This window comes from Mucilaginibacter sp. P4_D1, from assembly GCF_056401935.1.
The window spans coordinates 19078-39930 of sequence record NZ_JBFUIJ010000038.1 but is presented as its reverse complement, the minus strand read 5'-3'; the positions used below and the strand labels follow the sequence as shown (position 1 = coordinate 39930).

General features: G+C 41.4%; 18 protein-coding genes and 1 pseudogene. 1 reads left to right on the top strand and 18 read right to left on the bottom strand.

Annotation, left to right across the window (positions count from 1 at the left end):
• Positions 1–139: 139 nt before the first annotated feature.
• The 9 genes and pseudogenes from hpf to AC1DV1_RS24055 all read right to left on the bottom strand — a co-directional run bounded on the left by hpf (position 140) and on the right by AC1DV1_RS24055 (position 7405).
• Positions 140–487, bottom strand: coding sequence for a ribosome hibernation-promoting factor, HPF/YfiA family (gene hpf, locus AC1DV1_RS24095; protein WP_477364703.1), 348 nt, complete (start codon positions 485–487; stop codon positions 140–142).
• 14 nt (positions 488–501) lie between these two features.
• The gene (locus AC1DV1_RS24090; protein ID WP_317131353.1) at positions 502–1449 is read right to left on the bottom strand and encodes a tyrosine-type recombinase/integrase; all 948 of its coding nucleotides are present in this window, start codon (positions 1447–1449) and stop codon (positions 502–504) included.
• A 48-nt stretch (positions 1450–1497) separates the two neighbouring features.
• Positions 1498–1692: a 30S ribosomal protein S21 gene (gene rpsU / locus AC1DV1_RS24085; protein WP_090642938.1), complete on the bottom strand. Its 195-nt coding sequence runs from the start codon at positions 1690–1692 to the stop codon at positions 1498–1500.
• A 138-nt stretch (positions 1693–1830) separates the two neighbouring features.
• Entirely contained in the window at positions 1831–2379 is a 549-nt protein-coding gene (locus AC1DV1_RS24080; RefSeq protein WP_477364700.1) for a hypothetical protein, read from the bottom strand.
• 82 nt (positions 2380–2461) lie between these two features.
• Positions 2462–3106 carry a hypothetical protein gene (locus tag AC1DV1_RS24075; protein ID WP_477364697.1) on the bottom strand — a complete coding sequence of 215 codons (645 nt, stop codon included), beginning with the start codon at positions 3104–3106 and terminating at the stop codon, positions 2462–2464.
• Between the two features lie 239 nt (positions 3107–3345).
• Positions 3346–3812: pseudogene (tnpA, locus tag AC1DV1_RS24070) on the bottom strand (IS200/IS605 family transposase).
• 227 nt (positions 3813–4039) lie between these two features.
• Complete coding sequence (locus AC1DV1_RS24065) at positions 4040–5218, bottom strand: acyl-CoA dehydrogenase (protein ID WP_477364693.1); 1179 nt, start codon at positions 5216–5218, stop codon at positions 4040–4042.
• Between the two features lie 796 nt (positions 5219–6014).
• Positions 6015–6542, bottom strand: coding sequence for an adenine phosphoribosyltransferase (locus tag AC1DV1_RS24060; protein ID WP_477364689.1), 528 nt, complete (start codon positions 6540–6542; stop codon positions 6015–6017).
• Positions 6539–7405, bottom strand: coding sequence for a ComEA family DNA-binding protein (locus AC1DV1_RS24055; RefSeq protein ID WP_477364685.1), 867 nt, complete (start codon positions 7403–7405; stop codon positions 6539–6541). The genes AC1DV1_RS24060 and AC1DV1_RS24055 overlap by 4 nt, the downstream gene beginning before the upstream one ends.
• Positions 7406–7479: 74 nt before the next feature.
• On the opposite strand from AC1DV1_RS24055, the gene AC1DV1_RS24050 reads away from it, so the two are divergent.
• Positions 7480–9234, top strand: a complete 1755-nt coding sequence (locus tag AC1DV1_RS24050; protein ID WP_477364682.1) for a lysophospholipid acyltransferase family protein — start codon at positions 7480–7482, stop codon at positions 9232–9234.
• A gap of 112 nt (positions 9235–9346) precedes the next feature.
• Here AC1DV1_RS24050 and AC1DV1_RS24045 read toward each other — a convergent pair whose 3' ends face one another.
• The 9 genes from AC1DV1_RS24045 to radC form a co-directional block, all read right to left on the bottom strand.
• Positions 9347–10264: a hypothetical protein gene (locus AC1DV1_RS24045; protein ID WP_477364679.1), complete on the bottom strand. Its 918-nt coding sequence runs from the start codon at positions 10262–10264 to the stop codon at positions 9347–9349.
• The gene (locus tag AC1DV1_RS24040; protein WP_477364676.1) at positions 10264–10950 is read right to left on the bottom strand and encodes a hypothetical protein; all 687 of its coding nucleotides are present in this window, start codon (positions 10948–10950) and stop codon (positions 10264–10266) included. The genes AC1DV1_RS24045 and AC1DV1_RS24040 overlap by 1 nt, the downstream gene beginning before the upstream one ends.
• Positions 10951–11092: 142 nt before the next feature.
• Positions 11093–14344, bottom strand: coding sequence for a TonB-dependent receptor (locus AC1DV1_RS24035; protein ID WP_477364673.1), 3252 nt, complete (start codon positions 14342–14344; stop codon positions 11093–11095).
• A 104-nt stretch (positions 14345–14448) separates the two neighbouring features.
• Positions 14449–14994, bottom strand: a complete 546-nt coding sequence (locus AC1DV1_RS24030; protein WP_477364670.1) for an Mpo1 family 2-hydroxy fatty acid dioxygenase — start codon at positions 14992–14994, stop codon at positions 14449–14451.
• A 65-nt stretch (positions 14995–15059) separates the two neighbouring features.
• Positions 15060–16625 carry a ribonuclease Y gene (rny, locus tag AC1DV1_RS24025; RefSeq protein WP_477364667.1) on the bottom strand — a complete coding sequence of 522 codons (1566 nt, stop codon included), beginning with the start codon at positions 16623–16625 and terminating at the stop codon, positions 15060–15062.
• Between the two features lie 232 nt (positions 16626–16857).
• Entirely contained in the window at positions 16858–17148 is a 291-nt protein-coding gene (locus AC1DV1_RS24020) for a cell division protein ZapA (RefSeq protein WP_090642882.1), read from the bottom strand.
• Positions 17149–17169: 21 nt separating this feature from the next.
• Entirely contained in the window at positions 17170–17460 is a 291-nt protein-coding gene (locus AC1DV1_RS24015; RefSeq protein WP_477364664.1) for a hypothetical protein, read from the bottom strand.
• 113 nt (positions 17461–17573) lie between these two features.
• Positions 17574–19973, bottom strand: a complete 2400-nt coding sequence (gene pheT, locus AC1DV1_RS24010) for a phenylalanine--tRNA ligase subunit beta (RefSeq protein ID WP_477364661.1) — start codon at positions 19971–19973, stop codon at positions 17574–17576.
• Positions 19974–20135: 162 nt separating this feature from the next.
• Complete coding sequence (gene radC, locus AC1DV1_RS24005) at positions 20136–20834, bottom strand: RadC family protein (RefSeq protein WP_477364657.1); 699 nt, start codon at positions 20832–20834, stop codon at positions 20136–20138.
• Between the last annotated feature and the right edge of the window lie 19 nt (positions 20835–20853).

Genomic DNA, 20853 nt, shown 5'->3' with positions numbered 1-20853 from the left:
AAGGTATTTTACTACGCTGGCACCTCTCTGAAAGGGATTGCAAATCTACAAAAAAATAGCGCGCTTCAAAATTTTTTATCAAAAAAAATCGACGGGCTGTAAACCCGTCGATTTTAACCATAAAATGGCCTTTTTTATATTAAAAACCTTCTTCCACCTCCGTCAGTATCGCCTTTTTGGCGGCTGCATCGGCAATGGTTTTCTTCTGTTTATGCTTTTCAATCTGCTTGCGGAGGCTCTCAACCGATAAATCGGTAGCTTCTTCAAAACTTTTACATTTTTCTTTGGCAAAAATCTGGTTACCCGGCAACAATAGTTTAATCTCGGCAATTTTATTTGCCTCATCTTCCACATTCTCAAGCTTTAAGTACACTTCGCCACTAATTATATGGTCGTAAAAGGTTTCGAGCTTATCAACCTTTTTCTGAATAAAATCTAATAATTTCCTGTCTGCGGTAAAATGAATTGATTGCACTGTAATTTTCATGTTTCCTCCTTTAATTACGCCTTTGGATGGGCTTGTTTGTAAATAGACTTTAATCGTTCAACTGAATTGTGTGTATAAATCTGGGTAGCGCTAAGGTTAGCGTGCCCCAAAAGTTCTTTAATGGAGTTTAGGTCGGCCCCATTGTTGAGTAAGCTTGTTGCAAATGTGTGCCGCAGTACATGCGGGCTTCTTTTTGTTTGCGTTGATATGTTAGAGAGGTATTTTTGCACTATCAAATAAATTAGTTGCCGATAAGCGTCGGTACCTTTACTTGTAACGATTAACATTACCGAAATGTTATGAAAATTTTGATTTTTCTTTAACTCCAGGTAACGGCCAAGTAATATCCGCAGTTCGGTATTGATAGGTATAATGCGTTCTTTATTGCGTTTACCCAGCACTTTTAAGGTGCCTTCATAATCGTTAATGTCACTGTCTTTCAGGCCCAACAGCTCGGCAAGGCGTATGCCGGTGCCAAACAATAATTCAACCACCAGCTTGTTGCGCATGCCCTCAAAATCATCATCGGTAACAATATCGTTATCCAGCATTTGGGTAAGGCTTGCGCCCTCAACTACCACAGGCAGATGCTTAGGTATTTTTTGCGAACGGATTTTTGATGCCGGGTTTTGGGTAATAACACCCTCCTGCAATAAAAATTTAAAATACTTGCGCAAGGTGGCCATCTTGCGGTTAACAGACCGGCCGGTTAGTTTATGATCAATCATGCTCACCATCCAGTTGCGGATGTCATGATAGGTAATTTGGTTGGGATGGGTAATTATGGGTTCGGGAACAACGGTGGCATTACCAGGGTTGTTAAGGAAGAGCATAAACTGATCCAGGTCTGATTGATAGGCCGATACGGTATGCAGGGAGTACCGTTTTTCGAACTTAATATATTGGATAAAACGCTCTAAAAACATAAAAACTATTTGAACATCCAGAGATTGAATGTACAAATAGTTTTAATATAGTGTTAAGAAAACTGAAAAATTCTTTTGACAGAATTAAACAGTGGTTTCTAAGTTCATATTTTGCTTGTAGATGGCATGTTTAACAACATGACGACGGGTTACAGATTTTTTTTCAAAAGCCTGACGACTGCGAAGCTCTCTTAAAACACCTGTTTTTTCAAATTTCTTTTTGAAGCGTTTCAATGCTTTGTCTAATGATTCGCCGTCTTTTACGTTAATAATGATCATAATTTCCTAAATACCTCCTTTCAAGGGAGGGCAAAGTTAACTATTTGGTTTTGAATATCAAATAGGTAAGGTAAAATAGTTGATTGATAAGGGTAATACTTTTCTTTACAATACAGTTGAAATGTAAGTTACCAATGATTAAAATTTTTTCTTGCCGTTAAAARGATTATCCGGCCTGCGTGCTTTAACCAAAATGCCAATAAGTTTATCATTAATACCGTAATCCCGTTTTAATTCTTCTGCGGTAAGTAGTGTTAAAGCCAAAAAATTATCGTCGTCAATCAAAGCAAGATTACCTGCAAAGTCGCCCTTCTGTATTTTATCGTTTACTATATATTGAAAGGTAGTATCGGTATTAGTCGCCTTATAAATACTATCATATTGGACAGACACTTTTCTTAAAAATCGTATGTACCGTTTTGTTGCGAATTTCTTTGATTCTATTAGAACAACACCATCGATAGCTTCTTGTCCATATCCATTTATTGCGTCGGAATCGGTGAGTACATGAACTAAGGTAACCTGCTTAGCATCATAGTCCATCATTTCCTGCTTAGATACGCGTACGCTATCTATGATATAGATGGGATTTGCTCCCAATTTTTTAATTGCTTTTTTGGGTCCAGGCTGAGCAAAAAGGATAAACGGGCTTATACAAAGCACCAGTGTCAGTAAACGAAATGACATATAAATTAATAAGTTAACAGGCACTAATATACATTATATGTTTTAATCTAATGCCTTCGGCAAACAGCCTGTTCAACTTTAATTAAAGCATTAACGAGCTACCTGCCTTTTTTACTTTCCACTGCGAAACCAATACATAGTTAGACCATATTACATGCTGGTCTGCCGGTGTAATTGAACTTAGCAAAATCTTCTCCTTAAGCAAATTGTTGTCGAATTTCCTCTGCACAGTCATTCCTATTTTAAAAATCACGGATGCCATTTCTTTAGGAACCAAAACAATAAAGTTCCTTATTACAAACTGATGAGGCGGTACTAAACAAGTTATTGGCGAATTTTTAAAACAGATATTCGGTGAAAAAATATTTAACTTTTGATTATCAGTTCTATAAATATCCCACCATGAACATGACATACTAAGATATCGTAAAGTATCGGCAGATGTATTGGTTAATTTCACGGGCACTTGTACATAATATTCTCTTGCGCCATCATAAAGAGGCCCGTGGAGCACTTCTACCTTAGTTTGATCTACAGATAATACAAAGCCTCCTTCGGTAGGAAAAGATGTAAAATACGCAATATTACTATGCCGACGCAACGAATCGGCAGCTGTTAAATTTGTAACATGGGTACCTTTCGGTCTGGAAAATAAACCTAAACTCTGACCATATCCGTGATTAACGAATACCCGCAAAACGAAGACTATCAGAAAACGCTTTTTCAATCCTTAAATATAAAGGTTTGGAAAAGCGTTTTTAAACGTGAACTGTTATTTAATGTTAAATAACAGTTTTACCTTGTGATATTTAATCAAACGCATTCCTATTTTAAATTTACTACAACGAAGTAATAAGTAACTTCGCTTGATCCAGAGGATCAAAAGCTTTGTAGAAAAAACGCAACAATTTTCTGTGCTCCAGAGGAGCACCATCTATCCGATAATGGTACGCAACTTTTTTACAATTATTCGGGCAATTTGAAAATATATTGCTCATCATAATCTATATCAAAACGTTTTAGCAATTGCCGGTATTCAACTAAAAAAGACTTCTTTTGATGGTGTTCCTGTTGGTTGATTATGTACTTAACCACATTATCAACTTCCGACCGGCTGTGGCTGAAAGCGCCGTAACCATTTTGCCATTGAAATTTGCCGATTGTTAAATTTTCTTTATTGATCCATTCCGATGAATCGCTTTTTACCATTTCATCAAATCGGCAATTGATTGTTTGGGATTTAAACCGATAAACAAATGCATATGGTCGGGCATATTGTTTATGGCGATCATTTTATGTCCATTGTTTTGAATAATCGCGGCCATGTACAATCGTAAGCGTCCATCCCAATTTTCATTAAGTAAATCAGCACGATATTTAACAGCAAATACAAAATGGATATATAATTGGGTATATGTATTATTTGCAGCCATTGTGATTTAAGTTGAGCTCCTCTGGAGCTCTAAAATAGGATTTACCCTGGTTTCTACAAAGCTTTTGATCCTCTGGATCATAAAACCAATTTTGATGCGAAACAACCATTAACAGATCAACAAGATTGTTTCCAACCGTTATTTAATGTTAAATGCCAAGCATTGAAGTAAAAACCCAACACCCGGCATTCAAAAAAATCTTGATACTTGATACTAACTACTTGATACTATCTTAAAATCTCCCTGCTTATCACAATCTTTTGGATCTCGCTTGTGCCCTCGCCTATGGTGCATAGTTTGGCGTCGCGGTAATATTTTTCAACCGGGAAATCCTTGGTATAGCCATAACCGCCAAAAATCTGTACCGCCTCGGTGGCTGCACGTACTGCTGTTTCTGATGCAAAGTATTTGGCCATGGCCGATTGTTTGGTAACTGGCTGGTGGCGGTTTTTCAGGTCGGCGGCTTGCATAATCAATAATTCAGATGCCTCTATCTCGGTGGCCATATCGGCCAGTTTAAAAGCAATGCCCTGGAAATTACTTATCGGCTGCCCAAACTGCCTGCGCTCTTTAGAGTAAGCTACGGCGGCCTCAAAAGCACCTTTAGCTATACCTAATGATAAAGCTGCTATAGAAATGCGGCCGCCATCCAAAACCTTCATGGCTTGTTTAAAGCCTTCGCCTTCAGCGCCCAGCAGGTTTTCTTTAGGTACGCGGCAATTATCAAATATCAGTTCGGTAGTTTCAGATGCGCGCATGCCCAGCTTGTTTTCTTTTTTGCCATGGGTAAAACCGGGCGTACCTTTTTCAATAACCAGCGCCGAAATACCATGCGAATCGCCTTTTGCCCCGGTGCGCACCATTACTACGGCCACATTGCTGCTTTTGCCATGGGTAATCCAGTTTTTTGATCCGTTTACTATATAATGGTCGCCATCTAAAACGGCGGTGGTATTCATTCCTAAGGCATCGCTGCCAGTGTTGGCTTCTGTTAAACCCCAGGCGCCAAGCCACTCGCAGGTAGCCAGTTTGGGCAGCCACTTCATTTTTTGCTCTTCGCTGCCAAAGGCAAGGATGTGGCCGGTACAAAGCGAATTATGCGCGGCTACCGATAACCCTATCGACCCGCAAACCTTGGCAATTTCTACAATAACAGTTACGTACTCAAAATAACCAAAGCCCGAGCCACCGTACTGTTCAGGAACCAGCACACCCATCATGCCCAGTTCGCCTAATTGCTTAAACAATTCAATGGGGAAGTGTTGTGCCTCGTCCCATTCCATTACATGAGGTTTAATGTGGCGTTCGGCAAAATCTTTAGCCATCTGGCCCACCATACGCTGATTTTCACTGGTAGAAAAGTCGAATCCATGCATTGTAGGATCGTCTGTAAATAAGGTTTCCATACTAATTTATATAACTGGTTATACAAATAAACGATTTAAGTATGGGTAAAGTTTCATCCAAAATACCGGGTAAACATAGTACAAAATGGTATACGGTATGAATAGTAGCTTTAGTTGAAACAGGCTTATTTTTAGGTGAGAAAAGAGGACGAAAATATTTTTACCAAATATTTAAACAACACAGCTATTTTGCCCGTTAGTAGCTATTTTCCTATTCAGTTATGCCCATTTTCGTTTTTTTGGGGAGTGTTTTAAATTTTATTTTTTGTCATTTATAAAATTATTAACTGTGAGGTTTACCAGTCCAAAAAGTCTTGATACTTGATACTAACTACTTGATACTTAACAAGGGCGTTGCCTGCGACCGGGCTCTTTGCTCATACTGCACAGGCCTTAATCACGCTGGCCGGTATCCGCGCCGATCCCTAACGCAAAGATTGCCTGAACCGGGAACAGGCTACGGTCCCCCATCTGATGATAGCTGCCAGAACAAGTTGATGATTTTAAGCAACAATAAGCATCAAATGATACCTTTGTTCGTATTGCCTCATTTCGGTAAAAGATTTATCTCACGTTAGCGCCTGTTTTAGACGGCACAGGAACAAGCATTTGGATACTTTAAATTGCGCAAAACAGCATTTCAATGTTAACCATGAAAAAATAGCAACATATTAATTATCAATTACTTAACCTAATACACATCCAAAATGTGTTAAGTTATGTTAACCCAACTATGAGACGTTTTCCCTAACTATTGAGTATTTGACCTTGATACCAACTACCTGATACTTTAAAGTTAATATTCCGCCAATACCACCAGCGTATCGCTTATTGGCGCTATCCGCTCCCGGCCTTTCAGGAAGCCCAACTCCACTACAAACGAGAAACCGGCTACTATGCCGCCCATCTCTTCAATAAGCTCGCTGGCAGCTGTTACAGTGCCGCCGGTAGCCAGCAGGTCGTCATGGATCAGGATGTGCTGGCCGGGTTCAAAGGCATCCGTGTGGCATTCAATTACCGCTTCGCCATACTCCAGTTTATAGGCCTTGCGCTTTATGGTATATGGCAGCTTGCCTGCCTTACGTATTGGCACAAAGGGAACGCCCAATTTAGAAGCCAGCGTAAGTCCAAATAAAAACCCGCGACTCTCTATCCCCGCAATCACATCTATTTTGGTACCCTTCAATTGCTCCACAAAAGCATTAATAATACTATCGCAAAGGGCAGGGTCTTTCAAAATGGGGGTTATGTCCTTAAATATTATCCCCGGCTTCGGGAAGTCAGGAATATCGCGGATGGCTTTCTTTATTTGCTCGGTAATCATTTAAAAACTAAATAAGGCCCAATTTTACGCAAAATTCCGTCATCAAGTATGGCAATATTTTTCATATCGGCTACCGATTCATAATCGCCGTGCTGGTTGTGGTATTCTATTATCGCATTTATCTGCTTAAAGCCTAAGTAAGGGAAGCGCCGCAGTTGGTCGAAGGTGGCTTTATTGATATCAAGCCTGGTAATATGGCTGCCGTTTACAGCAATGCCGTTTTTAATTTCGGCATACTTGCCTGCATCTATACCAAATACCTCTTTCAGCTGCTCCTTACTGTAAAAACCGCCGAGCCTGTCCCGGTACCTGATAATACGCCTGGCAAATGAGGGGCCAATGCCCCTGATCATGGTCAGCTTAGCCGAGTCGGCACCGTTTATTTCTATAATTTCGCCGGACGCTGCTTTCTTAGTGTAATTATCGGTGGCTGGCAGGTTTATGTAGGGTTCAAGCCGTTGGTAATCAGCATCAGTTATAACGTATATCTTTTTAACATCGCCTTTGGCATAAAACCGGCCGCCTTTGGCCTCATAGTTTTTTATGACTTTAACCTGATCTGCACTCAACCCCAGCCTCTCCCAATCGGCCTCTGGTAAATTGTTGGGATTAAACGTAAATAGCTTAGTTTTCAAGGCATTACTACGACTTACCGGGCCACTTGATGCCGGGCCTGCACTGTCTGTTTTGCTGAGCATTGCAGCGGCTTTATCAAACTCTTTAAAATTTATTGTATTATCTTTGCGGATGGTTTGATACGCGTATGGCGCAGCTAAAATCAATGCTATTAAAATAATCAACACTACCATTCCGTTCCATTCTTTTTTGGTTACCGAAAGATAGTTTTTTACAGGTGTTTTCATTTACAGCATTATCAACCGTAAATTAATAAAAATTTCAGGATACCTATTTGACAATTAATTCATCTATCTAAAAAATGAAAGTAATAACCACCGAAGAGTTTGCCAAAGCCACTAAACTGGATAAGCTGAAAATGCCTGGCCTGGCTGCTTTGTTGATGGAAATAATGAAAATTAACCAGGTTAATGAACTGTTTGCCCAGGCCCAGCCCAAACAGGGCATCGAGTTTATCGACGCTATATTAGCAGGATGCGGCATCGATATAGAATTTGATGAGCGCGACCTGAGGCATATTCCCAAAACCGGCAGCTTTATTGCCATAGCCAATCACCCCTATGGTGGCATTGAGGGACTGGTGTTGTTAAAAATGTTATTAACAGTAAGGCCCGACGCCAAACTAATGGCCAACTTCCTGCTTAAAAAGATCCCCAACCTGAGCGATTTTTTTATTGCCGTAAACCCGTTTGAAAATGTTGAGCACTCATCAAGCATCAGCGGCCTTAAAAACACGCTCGAGTTGTTGAACAACGGAACGCCGATAGGTATATTCCCGGCCGGCGAGGTATCTACCTTTAAAGTAGAGCAACAACAGGTAACCGACCGTTTATGGCACCCCGTAGTAGGTAAAATTATCGCGAAGGCAAAAGTGCCTGTTATACCTATCTACTTCCATGGCAACAACGGCTTATTGTTTAACCTGCTTAGTATGATACACCCAGCCCTGCGCACGGCCAAACTACCATCGGAGTTATTTAACAAGCAAGGCCATACCATTAAACTACGCATAGGCAAACCCATTAATGTATTGGATGTGCCCGACTATAACAACAGCGCCAAACTGCTTAATTTTTTACGTGCCCGTACCTACGCTTTAGGCACCGGGCTTGAAGAGGAAAAAAAGATTTTTAGCCCGCGTAACCTTTTTAAAATAAAACGGCAGCCAAAGGATATTGTGCCCGAAATAAGTGTGGATATACTTGAAAAAGAGGTTGCCCCGCTGCGCGATAACTATAGGATATGGGTAGAAAAGAACTACGAAGTATTTATAGTACCTACATCGGTAATCCCGAATGTTATCCGCGAGATTGGCCGCCTGCGTGAAATAACCTTCCGCGAAATTGGCGAAGGCAGCAACAAAGCTATCGACCTTGATGAATACGACATTTATTACAACCACCTGTTTATTTGGGATTTTGAGGCCAAACTTATAGTTGGCGCTTACCGTATTGGTTTAGGTGATGAGATTTTTTATAGCGTAGGCAAAACGGGGTTTTACCTTAACGAACTGTTTAAGTTAAAGGCCCAGTTTACCCCGGTGCTGCGTAAAAGTCTGGAGCTTGGCCGTTCATGGATCCGCAAGGAATACCAGACCAAGCCACTACCACTATTTTTACTTTGGAAAGGCATCCTCAAATTCCTGATTGATAACCCCAGGTACCGTTATTTGATAGGACCGGTAAGCATCAGTAACTCATTTTCTAAATTCTCCAAATCGCTCATTGTCGACTATATCAACCGCAACCATTTTGACCATGAACTGGCGCAGTATGTGAAGCCACGCAAAAAATTCAAAGTTGATTTTTCGAGCATCGACACCGACTTGTTGATGGCCGGCGAAGACAGCTTTAAAGGGCTTGATAACCTGATATCGGAGGTGGAAACGCGTAATATGAAAGTGCCGGTATTGCTGCGCCAGTACATCGCGCTTAATGCCAAGATCATCAGCTTTAATATCGATCCTAAGTTTGCCGATTGCCTTGATGGCTTCCTGGTGCTCGACCTGGAGCAGGTGCCACAGGATATATTGGAAAAACTGGGTAAAAATTTATAGTTTAAGTTTTCAGTCTTAAGTTCTAAGTCGGAAGTTCTAAGTCAAAAAAATCAACTTAAGACTTCCGACTTAGAACTTGCGACTTAACAACACTACTGAGATTTTTTTATTGCTATTTCCAATCCAGATATTTTACGCCTGCATATCCTGCAAAGGTTTTGTTATTATCCTTAATATCGGTATCCAAATAAACCGCGCCTATTAAATGATTTCCGGCATCATCATCATACACGCCAAGCATATATTTAATACTACTTTGGTAAGCAGGTGTGCTTATAGAATTAAAACCGAATTTATAAGTTGGGTACTGGGCCATGTTATCAAACAGGTAAACGTTTGATACATCGTCACCCGGGCCTTCAAAACCGAGTACCATATCCATGCCGTTAGCCGCAAAATTAATGGTAGCCATGGGCGGTAAGCCCGACTCCTCAGCCCTGTAAAAAACAGGATCGCCGCCGCTTGCCTTTCTTATCACCATTTCGTACTGATCAAGGGCATCAAAGTTATATTTACGCAGCAGGTACACCAGGTCGCCGTTTTTTGATACAGCAGCCGATATAAAATCGTAATAACCGGTAAAATAAATTATTGCGGGCACTTTCATGGCCGGCCCGTAAAATGCTACATTATCGCTATTGATAATGTACAGGGTTTTATCATCGGCGCTCCAGTCAAAGTTGCGAATATCATTATATTGCGTTAATGATGCCATCAGTTTACCCGTTTTATCAACTATATCAATAGATCCTGCTACGTTTTTGTAAGCAAATTTGGCATGATCGTGCGACATCCTGATAAACTTCTTAGTCGATCCGTTGTTCGTAATTTTCTGTGGTTTGTTTGCAAAATCGGCTAAAAAGTAAACTTCGTTATTGTAAATAAAAGCAACATTTTTTATAGCCGGGTGCCGTATACTATCAATTTTATCAACTTGCGCTTTGGTAATATATGGGTTAACATCTTTTTGGCAGGCGGTAACGGATGTAATCAACAACGCTATAAAAACCAGGTAAATATTTTTCATCATTAAAATTTATAAATTAAGCCTGCGCCGGTTGATATTGATTTGTATAAAGTGCCGGTGCGACTATAATAATCACTGCGCCCGGTGGCAGCAAAAAAGTTATAGGAGCCTTGTATACTAAGCTGAATATTTTCGCCAAAGCTTAGGTTAATGCCGGCCTTAGGCGCACCGTAAATTTGCTGTTCGCCCTCAATGTCGTTGGTGTTATCCTGGGTCGCATCAACCGAATGCGAGCTAAATTTTGTTTGATAAGCTCCCAAATTAACCCCGGCAAAAATTTTGAAGCCATCACTTATCTCCAGGTTGTAAGCACCGCCCAAGTAAAACATATAGCTCCTGAAGTTACTATAAGTAGCGGTTCCATAATCGTTGTCGCCCACCGCATAATAAAAAACATCCTGCTTAGGTTTATAAACACGATAACCGGCACTTACGTTGGCAGTCCAGTTTTCATCAAAAATATAAAAGCTTACGCCATAAGCTGGGGCGGCTTTATACGTATACTTGAGGCTGCCCGCGGGCATATCATAATCGGCATTAATGCCTACGCCAAATTTCTGCGAACTTTCGCCGTATGAGAACTGGGCTTTCGCGGCAAATGAATTAAGGATAAAAAATAAAAACAGGAGTTTTGGAAAGTGGGGAATAATTTTGCAGAGCCGGTAATAGCGGCAATAATTTAGATACATATGTTGTAATAAGGTTTCGGGCCGAAAATATAAATAATTTTGGTGGTTAAAAAATATGCCCGCAAGGTTTGCAAAAATAAAAAACGTCCCTGCCGGATAAACCAGCAGGGACGTTTTGAATATTAACTATGTTGTTTGGTTATTAAAATCCGTAACGGATACCAAACTGCATTTGCCAGCGTGAAGCAAACAAATCAACCGAATATGGCAATCCAGGATCCTGGAATGTATATTTAGGATAAGTTGTTGCAGCATTAGCAAATGATGGAGTAGTTTTTGGAGCTAAACCAATACTTGAAGTTGAGTTGAATGTATTGGCCGAGAAATAATACTGACCCCATTTTTTGTTCAGCAAGTTGGTAAGGTTAACAATATCGTAGGTAAAAGTAATAACCTGTTTGTGTTTGCCACCAAATTTAAAGTCTTGAGAAAAACGGAAATCTAATTGATTATTCCATGGCGTGAAAGCTGCATTACGTTGGGTAAAGTTACCGCGACGTGATGACAGGTAGCTGTTTTTATCGATGAAGGCATCAAAAGCTGCAGCTTGCTCGGCAGCAGTTTTACCACCTACTATATCGCTAAAGAAGTTAACAGTTTCGCCTTGTTTAGGGATGTAAGCCAAGCTAACTTGTTGTCCTGTTCCGTCGATAGCGCTTGGGTAAAAACCGTAAGTGTAAGGGTTACCAGATTGTGCGCTAAAGAAGAAGGTAAAGTTTGCAGTATAGTTTTTAGCAGCATCCCAATCGTGCCTTAAGTTAAGGTTTGATACGATACGGTGACGGATATCAAAGTTTGAATTGGCTAAACCCGGGTTGTTAGGATTTAAAGCCTGGTTTAACTGCCAGTTTGATTCCATTGAGTTACGGATACCATTGGTAACATCTTTTGAATGGCCATAGGTATAAGCAACATTACCGCTTAAGCCAAAAGGAAAGGTTTTACCTACCTGTGCAGTAATGCTGTAACGGTAGCCAAGGCTTGTGTTTGATAACTCATAAGCATTGGTGAATGATGAGCTAACTTTCTGGTTAACAAATATTGGTTGTTGTTTTTGCGTATCGTAAGTATAGTAAGTTACGCTATCCTTGGTATTTACCTGTTGGAATTTCAGGTCATGGATGGTTTTGGTGTAAATACCTTCCAAAGTAAATTTCCACTGGTCGTCGGTTGTGTAATCAAAAGCTAAGCTGCTTCTCCAAACCTGTGGCATTTTAAAATTGTTGTCAATTAAATCTACCTGGGTTGCACCGGTAGATGCAGTGTTAAAGCCCTGTGCGTTAACATAATCTAAACGGCCATTTGCCGAGGTAGAAACCGGGTTTGTACCTGCCTTTTGAGCTGCTTTGCTATCATAAGCACCATAAGTTGCGCCGTTGTTATAAAACGCGTAACCAAACCATGCAAACGGTACACGGCCTGTAAAGAAACCGCTACCACCACGGATAATCAGGCTTTGATCGCCATTTACATCGTAGTTAAATGATACACGTGGGTTTATTTCAACGTTGCTCAAATAATTTTGTTTGATATCGCGGGGCTTGGTATAAGTAAAGGTATTACCGTAGTTCAAATCACTGGCGGCATTGGTTGTTTTGCTGCTCAATGGTTGTTTGTTAGGTATGCCTGCATAATCAAAACGTAAAGCAGCAGTCAGTTTAAAGTTATCAGTAACCTGAATTTCGTCCTGGCCGTATAAGCTCAACAAGTCCACATTAAATTTAGCAGATGGATTGGCTAATATATAATCGCGGCTGTTGTTGGTATAGTTAAAGTTTGCACGAACGCGTGACGGAACGTTGTTAATAAAGTTCTCGATGCTGCTGTAAGCAACGCGGCCGTTCCATGAGTTAACAAAGTTATAAGTGATGTTATAAAACTCGTTGTGAGTACCAAATGTAAATGTGTGTTTACCTTTTGTTAAAGTAAAGTTATCGGTAAACTCAGCAGTTTTTTGGTGCATATCAAATATAGCAGCCTCGCGGTCGGTACCCATAAATATGGTAGTACCTGGTGTGCGGCCTGTAATTTCTATTTGTGGTAACGATGGATCTGAAGTAGGATCGCGGTAATCATGTACGTTTGAGTAACCAATAACCAAGCTATTGCTGGCGCTGTTTGAAAACCTTGATTTTAACTCGGCAACTGTTGAAGTTGAGTTGTTATGAGATACATAATCAATACCGCCAAAACGGAAGTTTTGCTGATCGCGCTCCAGGTTAGTAGCCGTAGATGAAATGGTATTATTACGGATAGTTAACTGGTTGTTATCGTTGATATTCCAATCTAAACGGTTAAAGAATTTGTTTGATTTCGAGTAGATAGAGGTATTTTGATAAGTACCGGGGCTTAAACCACCTGTAAAGCTTTTGAAAGCAGTGGTAAGATTCTGAGCATCTTGCAAGCTCAGGATCTGGCTTGAACCGCTTGCATCGGCACCGCGGATAACAGGATCCTGGCGACGGGCAATTTCTTCGTTGGTGAAGAAGAATAATTTGTTTTTAATGATAGGGAAACCTAAACGGATACCTGTTTGGTAATCATGGAAACTTGTTGGCAGTTTTGAACCATCGCCACCGGCAGCGGCTGCTGCATTGTTGGGACCTACTAAAAAGGAACCACGGCCGTAACCATAAATTGCGCCGGTAAAATCGTTTGTACCGCTACGGGTTACCGCATTTATACTACCACCTAATACGTTACCAATTTTGATATCATAAGGAGCAACCAATACCTGAACGTCCTGGATAGCATCTAAAGATACCGGGCTTGTACGGGTACTGCTACCAACCTGGCCCGAAGCATTGTTTTGACCTCCTAATGATGGGCTAAAACCAATTGCATCGTTATTGATGGCACCATCAAGGGTTACGTTGTTGTAACGATAGTTGGTTCCCTGGAAAGAGTTGTTATTGCTTTGTGGTGTTAACCGGGTTAAATCCTGCAGGCTACGGTTAATTGAAGGCAGGTTTTTAATTTGGTTTTGGTTAATGCGGGTGCTTGCACCTGTTTTGGTGCCGCCTGCAGTACCTTTAATTTTTACTTCCGATAAAGTTGTGGTTTCATCGGCAAGGGCAAAATTTAAGGTTGTTGTACCTAAACTTAAAGTAATATCTGTTCTTTCATCTTTTTTAAAGCCGATGAAAGAAGCAGTGATAGTGTATGGACCACCCGGATTAACGTTGGCAATTGTATACCGGCCATCACCATTGCTTTGTGCGCCATAGCGTGTACCTGTACTTGTGTTAAGCACTGTAATAGTTACCCCCGGAAGCGTAGCGCCTTTTTGGTCGGTAACTTTTCCGCTTACTAACGAGGTGGTAATTTGCGCATTGGCAACATTAGCAACCCCAATAATGAGCAGTGATAAAAGGATAAAGTATAACTTTTTCATTTGTGTTTATTTTGAACACAAAGGTTGCGCTACAATATTACCCCAATGTTAACACAAGATTATATTTACACCCAACTGTTAACATTAACTATAATTTAAATATATCAGCTATTAATACCGAACTTCTTTAAAAGCATATACACAAGGTAAACGGGGGCTACGGGTAACGACTTTAAATTAAGCCCGTATTGGGCGAAAGTTTTTTCGCGGGTGTTGCCAATTAATACCAGGACGGCCGAGGGAATAAAAATAATAAGACACACCAGCCACATGGCGGGGCCGCCTGTTGCTTGCCAGCTTAACAGCGTCATGATAACATAGCTAAACCCTAACAATACGAACAACATGGTGTACGAAATAAGCGGCGATATACGCAGATAATAATAGACCGCTACAGCAATGGCAAATGACGCCCAGTTAAAATAACCATTATAGGTCCCTAAAAATTTAAAGTAAGGAAAAGGAATAGCCCATAGCAACCCAAATATGCTAAACATTAACAATGGCACACATATATAATGTATCACCTGGTTAGCTGGATCCTGGTGACTTAGTGCATACCTGTTAATGTATTGCTGGGCAATACTTTCGTTAGCTTTGGCATCGGCTTGCGCCCCGCCTTTATTGTTTACTGTTTTTTTGCTGGCCACGGTACAAATATAAAACCCTTCCGGGTATAAGCCGAAAGGGTTTGTATTGATTTTTTATTAAAAAACTATTTAGCAAATGCAACCGAACGGGTTTCCCTGATCACGGTAACTTTTATCTGGCCCGGATAAGTCATTTCGGTTTGGATACGGTTTGAAATATCTGCCGCCAAAACTTCTGATTGTGCATCGCTTATCTTTTCGCTTTCAACAACCACCCGCAGTTCGCGACCGGCCTGGATAGCAAATGTTTTTTCGACACCGGGGTATGATAACGCCAGTTCTTCCAGCTCTTTTAAGCGTTTAATGTAGCTTTCAACCACCTCGCGGCGTGCACCGGGGCGGGCACCCGAAATAGCATCACAAGCCTGGATTATAGGCGATAACATCGAGGTCATCTCGATTTCATCATGGTGGGCTCCAATGGCGTTACACACTTCAGGATGCTCTTTATATTTCTCGGCCAATTGCATACCCAAAATAGCGTGTGGCAGCTCCGGGTTATCATCAGGCACTTTACCAATATCATGCAATAAGCCTGCACGTTTAGCCATCTTCACGTTTAAGCCTAATTCGGCAGCCATGGTGGCACAGAAGTTGGCAACCTCGCGCGAGTGTTGTAACAGGTTTTGCCCATACGATGACCGATAACGCATACGGCCTACCATACGGATCAGCTCAGGGTGTAAACCATGAATACCAAGATCTATCACGGTACGTTCGCCTATTTCAACAATTTCTTCTTCAATTTGCTTTTTGGTTTTGGCAACCACCTCCTCGATACGTGCCGGATGGATACGGCCGTCTGTTACCAAACGGTGCATGGCCAGCCTCGCAATCTCGCGCCTTACCGGGTCAAAGCCAGATAAGATGATGGCTTCCGGGGTATCGTCAACAATAATTTCGATACCTGTGGCAGCTTCCAATGCACGAATGTTACGGCCTTCGCGACCGATGATACGGCCCTTGATCTCGTCATTTTCGATATTGAAAATAGATACCGTGTTTTCAATAGCACTCTCCGTAGCAGTACGCTGAATGGTTTGAATAACTATCTTTTTAGCTTCTTTAGTAGCGGTAAGTTTCGCTTCGTCCACAATGTCTTTAATCTGGATCATGGCCTTGCTGCGGGCTTCCTCGCGCAGGTTATCAACCAACTGGTTTTTAGCCTCCTCGGCCGATAGGCCGGCAATGGTTTCCAACTGTTGCAGGTGCGAATTTTTCAGGATATCAACCTCTTCTTGCTTTTTAACAACAATTTCGGTTTGTTTCTCCAGGTTTTTGCGGGTGCTATCCAGCTCATTTTCCTTGCGGTTCATGTTCTCCAGGCGCTGGTTTAATGATTGCTCTTTTTGCTTTACACCGTTTTCGCGCTGGTTAATATTGTTGTTTTTGTTGGTTACTTCCTGCTCATGTTCTGCTTTCATTTGCAAAAACTTCTCTTTGGCTTCAAGCAACTTGTTTTTCTTCAGGATCTCGGCATTGTTTTCGGCATCTTTTAATATTTTCTTCACTTTATTTTGTGCCGACGTCTCCTGGTCTTTAAAAAGCTTCCTTAACAGGAAGCGGCCGATTGCGATACCGATAAAGGCACCAAGCAAAAGCCCGATTATTCCGTATAGTAATATGTCCATTTTAGGTTTATTGGGTATGTATGTATATAAAAAAACCGCAACTAATTTTTAAGTATCATGTATTTAAAAACCTCATTTCGGATATTGGAATCATGGGTTACGCTAATACTTGTAGTAACGCATGCCTCTTTGATCCGCTCATATTGAAGCGTTAAGTTTTTAATAGTGAAACCTAAAATTTAACTGCGGTTAAATCTTAAATGTGCTCTGTATGTTATGTAAAGAACGTTTATTACTTCGAAAAAAATTCGTTCAGCATGTGGTCTAACTGGTACACCTTTTCGGCAACATCGGTATCTTCGTTGTTCACCTTCTTCTCTGCCTTTAACGATGATGTGGCATAATGCAACACACACATCGAAAGCAAGTCCTGCTTATCCCTCACCGCATAATTTTCCTGATATTCTTTTATCCGATCATTAATTAGTTTGGCCGCCCTGCGTATTATCTCTTCTTCTTCCATGTTTACCTTTAAGGGGTAAACTCTGTCAGCAATATTTATTTTTATTGAGATTTCTCCCATTTGAGCTTTTCACTTTTTGTACTATTTTTTCAATAATACAATACACTTATCTATTTCTTGCACAAAGTCGTTAATTTTTTGCTTAATGTCAACACTTTTTTCATTTGTTTCTGAAAATGATTTTGCAAGTTTCAATACACGAAGCTTTTCTTCCAGATCTTTCGTCTTATTTTTACTTKCATCAAGTGCAACAGTAAGCGCCTCACTCTCCAGCTTCAACAGGTCATTCTCCTCCTGTAAAGCAGCACAAAGCTCAATTAACCTTTCGGTTTTATCAACTATCTTGTTTAACTGTTCTGCTACTGAAGGCATCCTTAATTACTGAATTATTGATTTACTGAATTATTGATTTTTTTAATTAATGATTGAACGAATTAATAAGCTATATGCTAAATCGATAATTCAATCACTCAATAATTCAATAATTACTTGCGAATCTCCGCTCCTGCTTCTTTTCCTAAATTATAAATTAATTTCTGCATTACCGAGTCGATGGCTTTATCGGTCAGCGTTTTTTCAATGTCCTGGATGATGAAGCTCAGCGCGTATGATTTTTTACCGGCAGGCAGCTTATCGCCCTGGTAAACGTCAAATACACTTACTTCCTTTAAAAGCTTACGCTCGGTACGCTGGGCAATTTGTTTTAACTGACCAAACGAAACCGACTTATCTATCAGCATCGAAAGATCGCGCCTTACGGCCGGGAATTTAGAAACCTCCTGGTAAACAATCACGTTTTTGCGTACGGCATTCAGCACCAAATCGAAGTTAAAGTCGGCATAAAAAACCTCTTTATCTACATCGATTTTTTTCCGGGCATTGGCTCCAACAGGGCCAAACTTAACCAGTTGTTTACCATTCAGCATGTATTGCAACCCGAAGGCCAGTTTGCTGCAGGTAGCATCTTCAACCACAAAATCTGTAATGTTCAGGCGTTGCAAAATACCGTCGACAATTGCCTTCAGGCTATAAAACGAAACCGGCTTTTGTTTTTGGTTCCACTGCTCGGCAGCATCAGCGCCGGTAATGAATACCGAAAAGCGTTGTACCTCGCTATATTTATCATCCTTAACGCTGTACACTTTACCAAATTCATAAAACTTTAAATCGGCCGCACGGCGGTTTTGGTTGTAGGCGATGGCTTCCAGGCCAGAGAACAGCAGGCTTTGGCGCATTACATCCAGGTCGCTGCTCAGCGGGTTCAGGATCTTTACAGCCACATCCAGGTTATCTGAGTAGGCCGATTTTGTTAACGAGTTTGAAAGTATCTCGTTAAAGCCATTAGCAGTAAGCAGGTCAGAGACCTGATTTTGAACCGTATCCTTCTCCTTTTTTTGCGAATTGTTAAGCGATGCCCTGATCTGGGTTGGGATATGAATATTGTTATATCCGTAAATGCGCAGAATCTCTTCTACAATATCAACCTCGCGGGTTACATCAACACGATATGGAGGAACTTCCAATGATAGCGAGTCCGCAGTTTCACCCACTATCTTAATGTCAAGTGCCTCGATGATCGCCTTGATCTCGCCATGAGTAATTTGCTGGCCAATGAGCCTGTCAATATTCCTATAAGTAACCTCGAACGCAAAAGGCGCAACCGGGGCCGGGTAATGATCAGAGATTTGCGACGATACTTTACCACCCGCAACCTGCTGAATAAGCAAAGCCGCGCGCTTTAAAGCAAATACCGGCATATCCGGATCGGTACCACGCTCAAACCTGAACGATGCATCCGTTTTTAAACCATGACGCTTAGCCGTTTTACGTACAGATACCGAATTGAAATAGGCGCTCTCCAAAAAGATATTTTTGGTAGATTCCTTAACACCAGATTTGGCGCCACCAAAAACACCGGCAATACACATCGGCTCTTCGGTGTTGCCTATCATCAGGTCGTTTTCTGATAGTTTGCGGTCAACATCATCCAGGGTTTTAAAAACAGTGCCTTCGGGATAGTTTTTAACCAGCACTTTGCCACCTGTTATTTCATCAGCATCAAACGCGTGCAGCGGCTGGCCTAATTCATGCAGCACATAATTGGTAACATCTACAATATTGTTGATAGAACGCAGACCAATTACAGCCAGCCGCTCTTTTAACCATTTTGGCGATTCTTTAACCTCAACCCCGCTGATGGTTACGCCGGCATAACGCGGGCTTGCCTGCTCATTCTCAACCACAACTTCGATGGTGCGGCTGGTATCATCAACCTTAAAATTGTTTACATCAGGTTTCCTGATACCGATTTTCAAAAACGCGGCAATATCGCGGGCAGTACCCAGGTGCGATACGGCATCGGCACGGTTAGGCGTTAAACCTATCTCGTACATATAATCGTCGTGCAGTTTAAAATAGTTTTTAGCTAATGATCCTACTACGGCGTCATCATCCAGTACCATAATGCCGGCATGGTCGGTACCCAGGCCTATCTCATCTTCGGCACAGATCATCCCTTCGGATACCTCGCCACGGATTTTTGATTTTTTAATAGCGAATGGTTCGCCTACGGTTGGGTATATGGTAGTACCTACAGTGGCTACAACCACTTTTTGACCCGCGGCCACGTTGTGGGCTCCGCAAACAATTTGCAGGTCTTCAGGGCCACCTACGTCAACTTTGGTAACATGCAGGTGATCTGAATTGGTATGGGCAACACTCTCCTTTACAAAACCAATCACAAGCCCTTCCAGGCCACCGGGAATGGGTTGTACTTTCTCCAGGCTCTCCACCTCCAAACCGGTACCGGTAAGGATGATCGAAATTTCCTGCGGAGTTTTATCGGTATCAATAAATTCTTTAAGCCAGTTATACGATATCTTCATTATTCAGAAATGATAATCGGCAAAGATACAATTTAGGGTGAATAGTGATGTGCAGATATGCAGATTTCAGATGTGCAAATGATGTTAGATGATTATAAGAGACTTATCAGTTTCTTACTCCCCCATCTGCACATCTGAAATCTAAAATCTGCACATCCGCAGCTACATCATCTCCGAATCTGCTAAACTAACAAACCCGTTATCAGTAATAATGAGATGATCAAATATTTTGATATCCAGCATTAAGCCAGCTGCCGACAATTTTTTGGTAAGCATAATATCTTCGTGACTGGGTTTCAAGTTACCCGATGGATGGTTGTGCACCAGTATAATGCCGCTGGCCTGGTATTGCAGGGCAGCGTGGAAAATAATTTTAGGGTCGCAAACAGTGGCGGCTAACCCGCCCTTGCTAATCAATTCCTTACCCAACACTTTTTGGGAACGGCCTAATAAAATTATCCAGAATTCTTCGTGGTTTAAATCCATCAAATGGCGGCGCATAATGTTGTAACCATCCCTGCTGGAGTTGATATAATCAGGGGCCTGGCTTTCGGTATCGTTGCGGCGGCGGCCAATTTCAAGGGCGGCGATAATAGAGATAGCCTTGGCCTCCCCTATTCCTTTAAATTTAGAAAGTTCTGAAATCGAAGCTTTCCCCAGCTTATTCAAATCGTTTCCGTAATGGTGCAGGATGCGTTTGCTGAGTTCGACAGCGGTTTCGTTACGGCTGCCCGAGCCGATGAGGATAGCAATCAGTTCGGCATCGGTGAGCGCCCGGCGGCCCTGGCCGCTTAGTTTTTCGCGCGGACGGTCGGCCTCGGCCCATGATTTTATGCCGATCTTGGTTTCGTAGTTTTCCACGGCATTAATGTATGAAAAA

Coding starts and splice junctions, on each gene's coding strand:
- hpf (WP_477364703.1), bottom strand. CDS start 487: ATGAAAATTACAGTGCAATCAATTCATTTTACCGCAGACAGGAAATTA.
- rpsU (WP_090642938.1), bottom strand. CDS start 1,692: ATGATCATTATTAACGTAAAAGACGGCGAATCATTAGACAAAGCATTG.
- AC1DV1_RS24065 (WP_477364693.1), bottom strand. CDS start 5,218: ATGGAAACCTTATTTACAGACGATCCTACAATGCATGGATTCGACTTT.
- AC1DV1_RS24060 (WP_477364689.1), bottom strand. CDS start 6,542: ATGATTACCGAGCAAATAAAGAAAGCCATCCGCGATATTCCTGACTTC.
- AC1DV1_RS24055 (WP_477364685.1), bottom strand. CDS start 7,405: ATGAAAACACCTGTAAAAAACTATCTTTCGGTAACCAAAAAAGAATGG.
- AC1DV1_RS24050 (WP_477364682.1), top strand. CDS start 7,480: ATGAAAGTAATAACCACCGAAGAGTTTGCCAAAGCCACTAAACTGGAT.
- AC1DV1_RS24045 (WP_477364679.1), bottom strand. CDS start 10,264: ATGATGAAAAATATTTACCTGGTTTTTATAGCGTTGTTGATTACATCC.
- AC1DV1_RS24040 (WP_477364676.1), bottom strand. CDS start 10,950: ATGTATCTAAATTATTGCCGCTATTACCGGCTCTGCAAAATTATTCCC.
- AC1DV1_RS24035 (WP_477364673.1), bottom strand. CDS start 14,344: ATGAAAAAGTTATACTTTATCCTTTTATCACTGCTCATTATTGGGGTT.
- rny (WP_477364667.1), bottom strand. CDS start 16,625: ATGGACATATTACTATACGGAATAATCGGGCTTTTGCTTGGTGCCTTT.
- AC1DV1_RS24020 (WP_090642882.1), bottom strand. CDS start 17,148: ATGGGAGAAATCTCAATAAAAATAAATATTGCTGACAGAGTTTACCCC.
- pheT (WP_477364661.1), bottom strand. CDS start 19,973: ATGAAGATATCGTATAACTGGCTTAAAGAATTTATTGATACCGATAAA.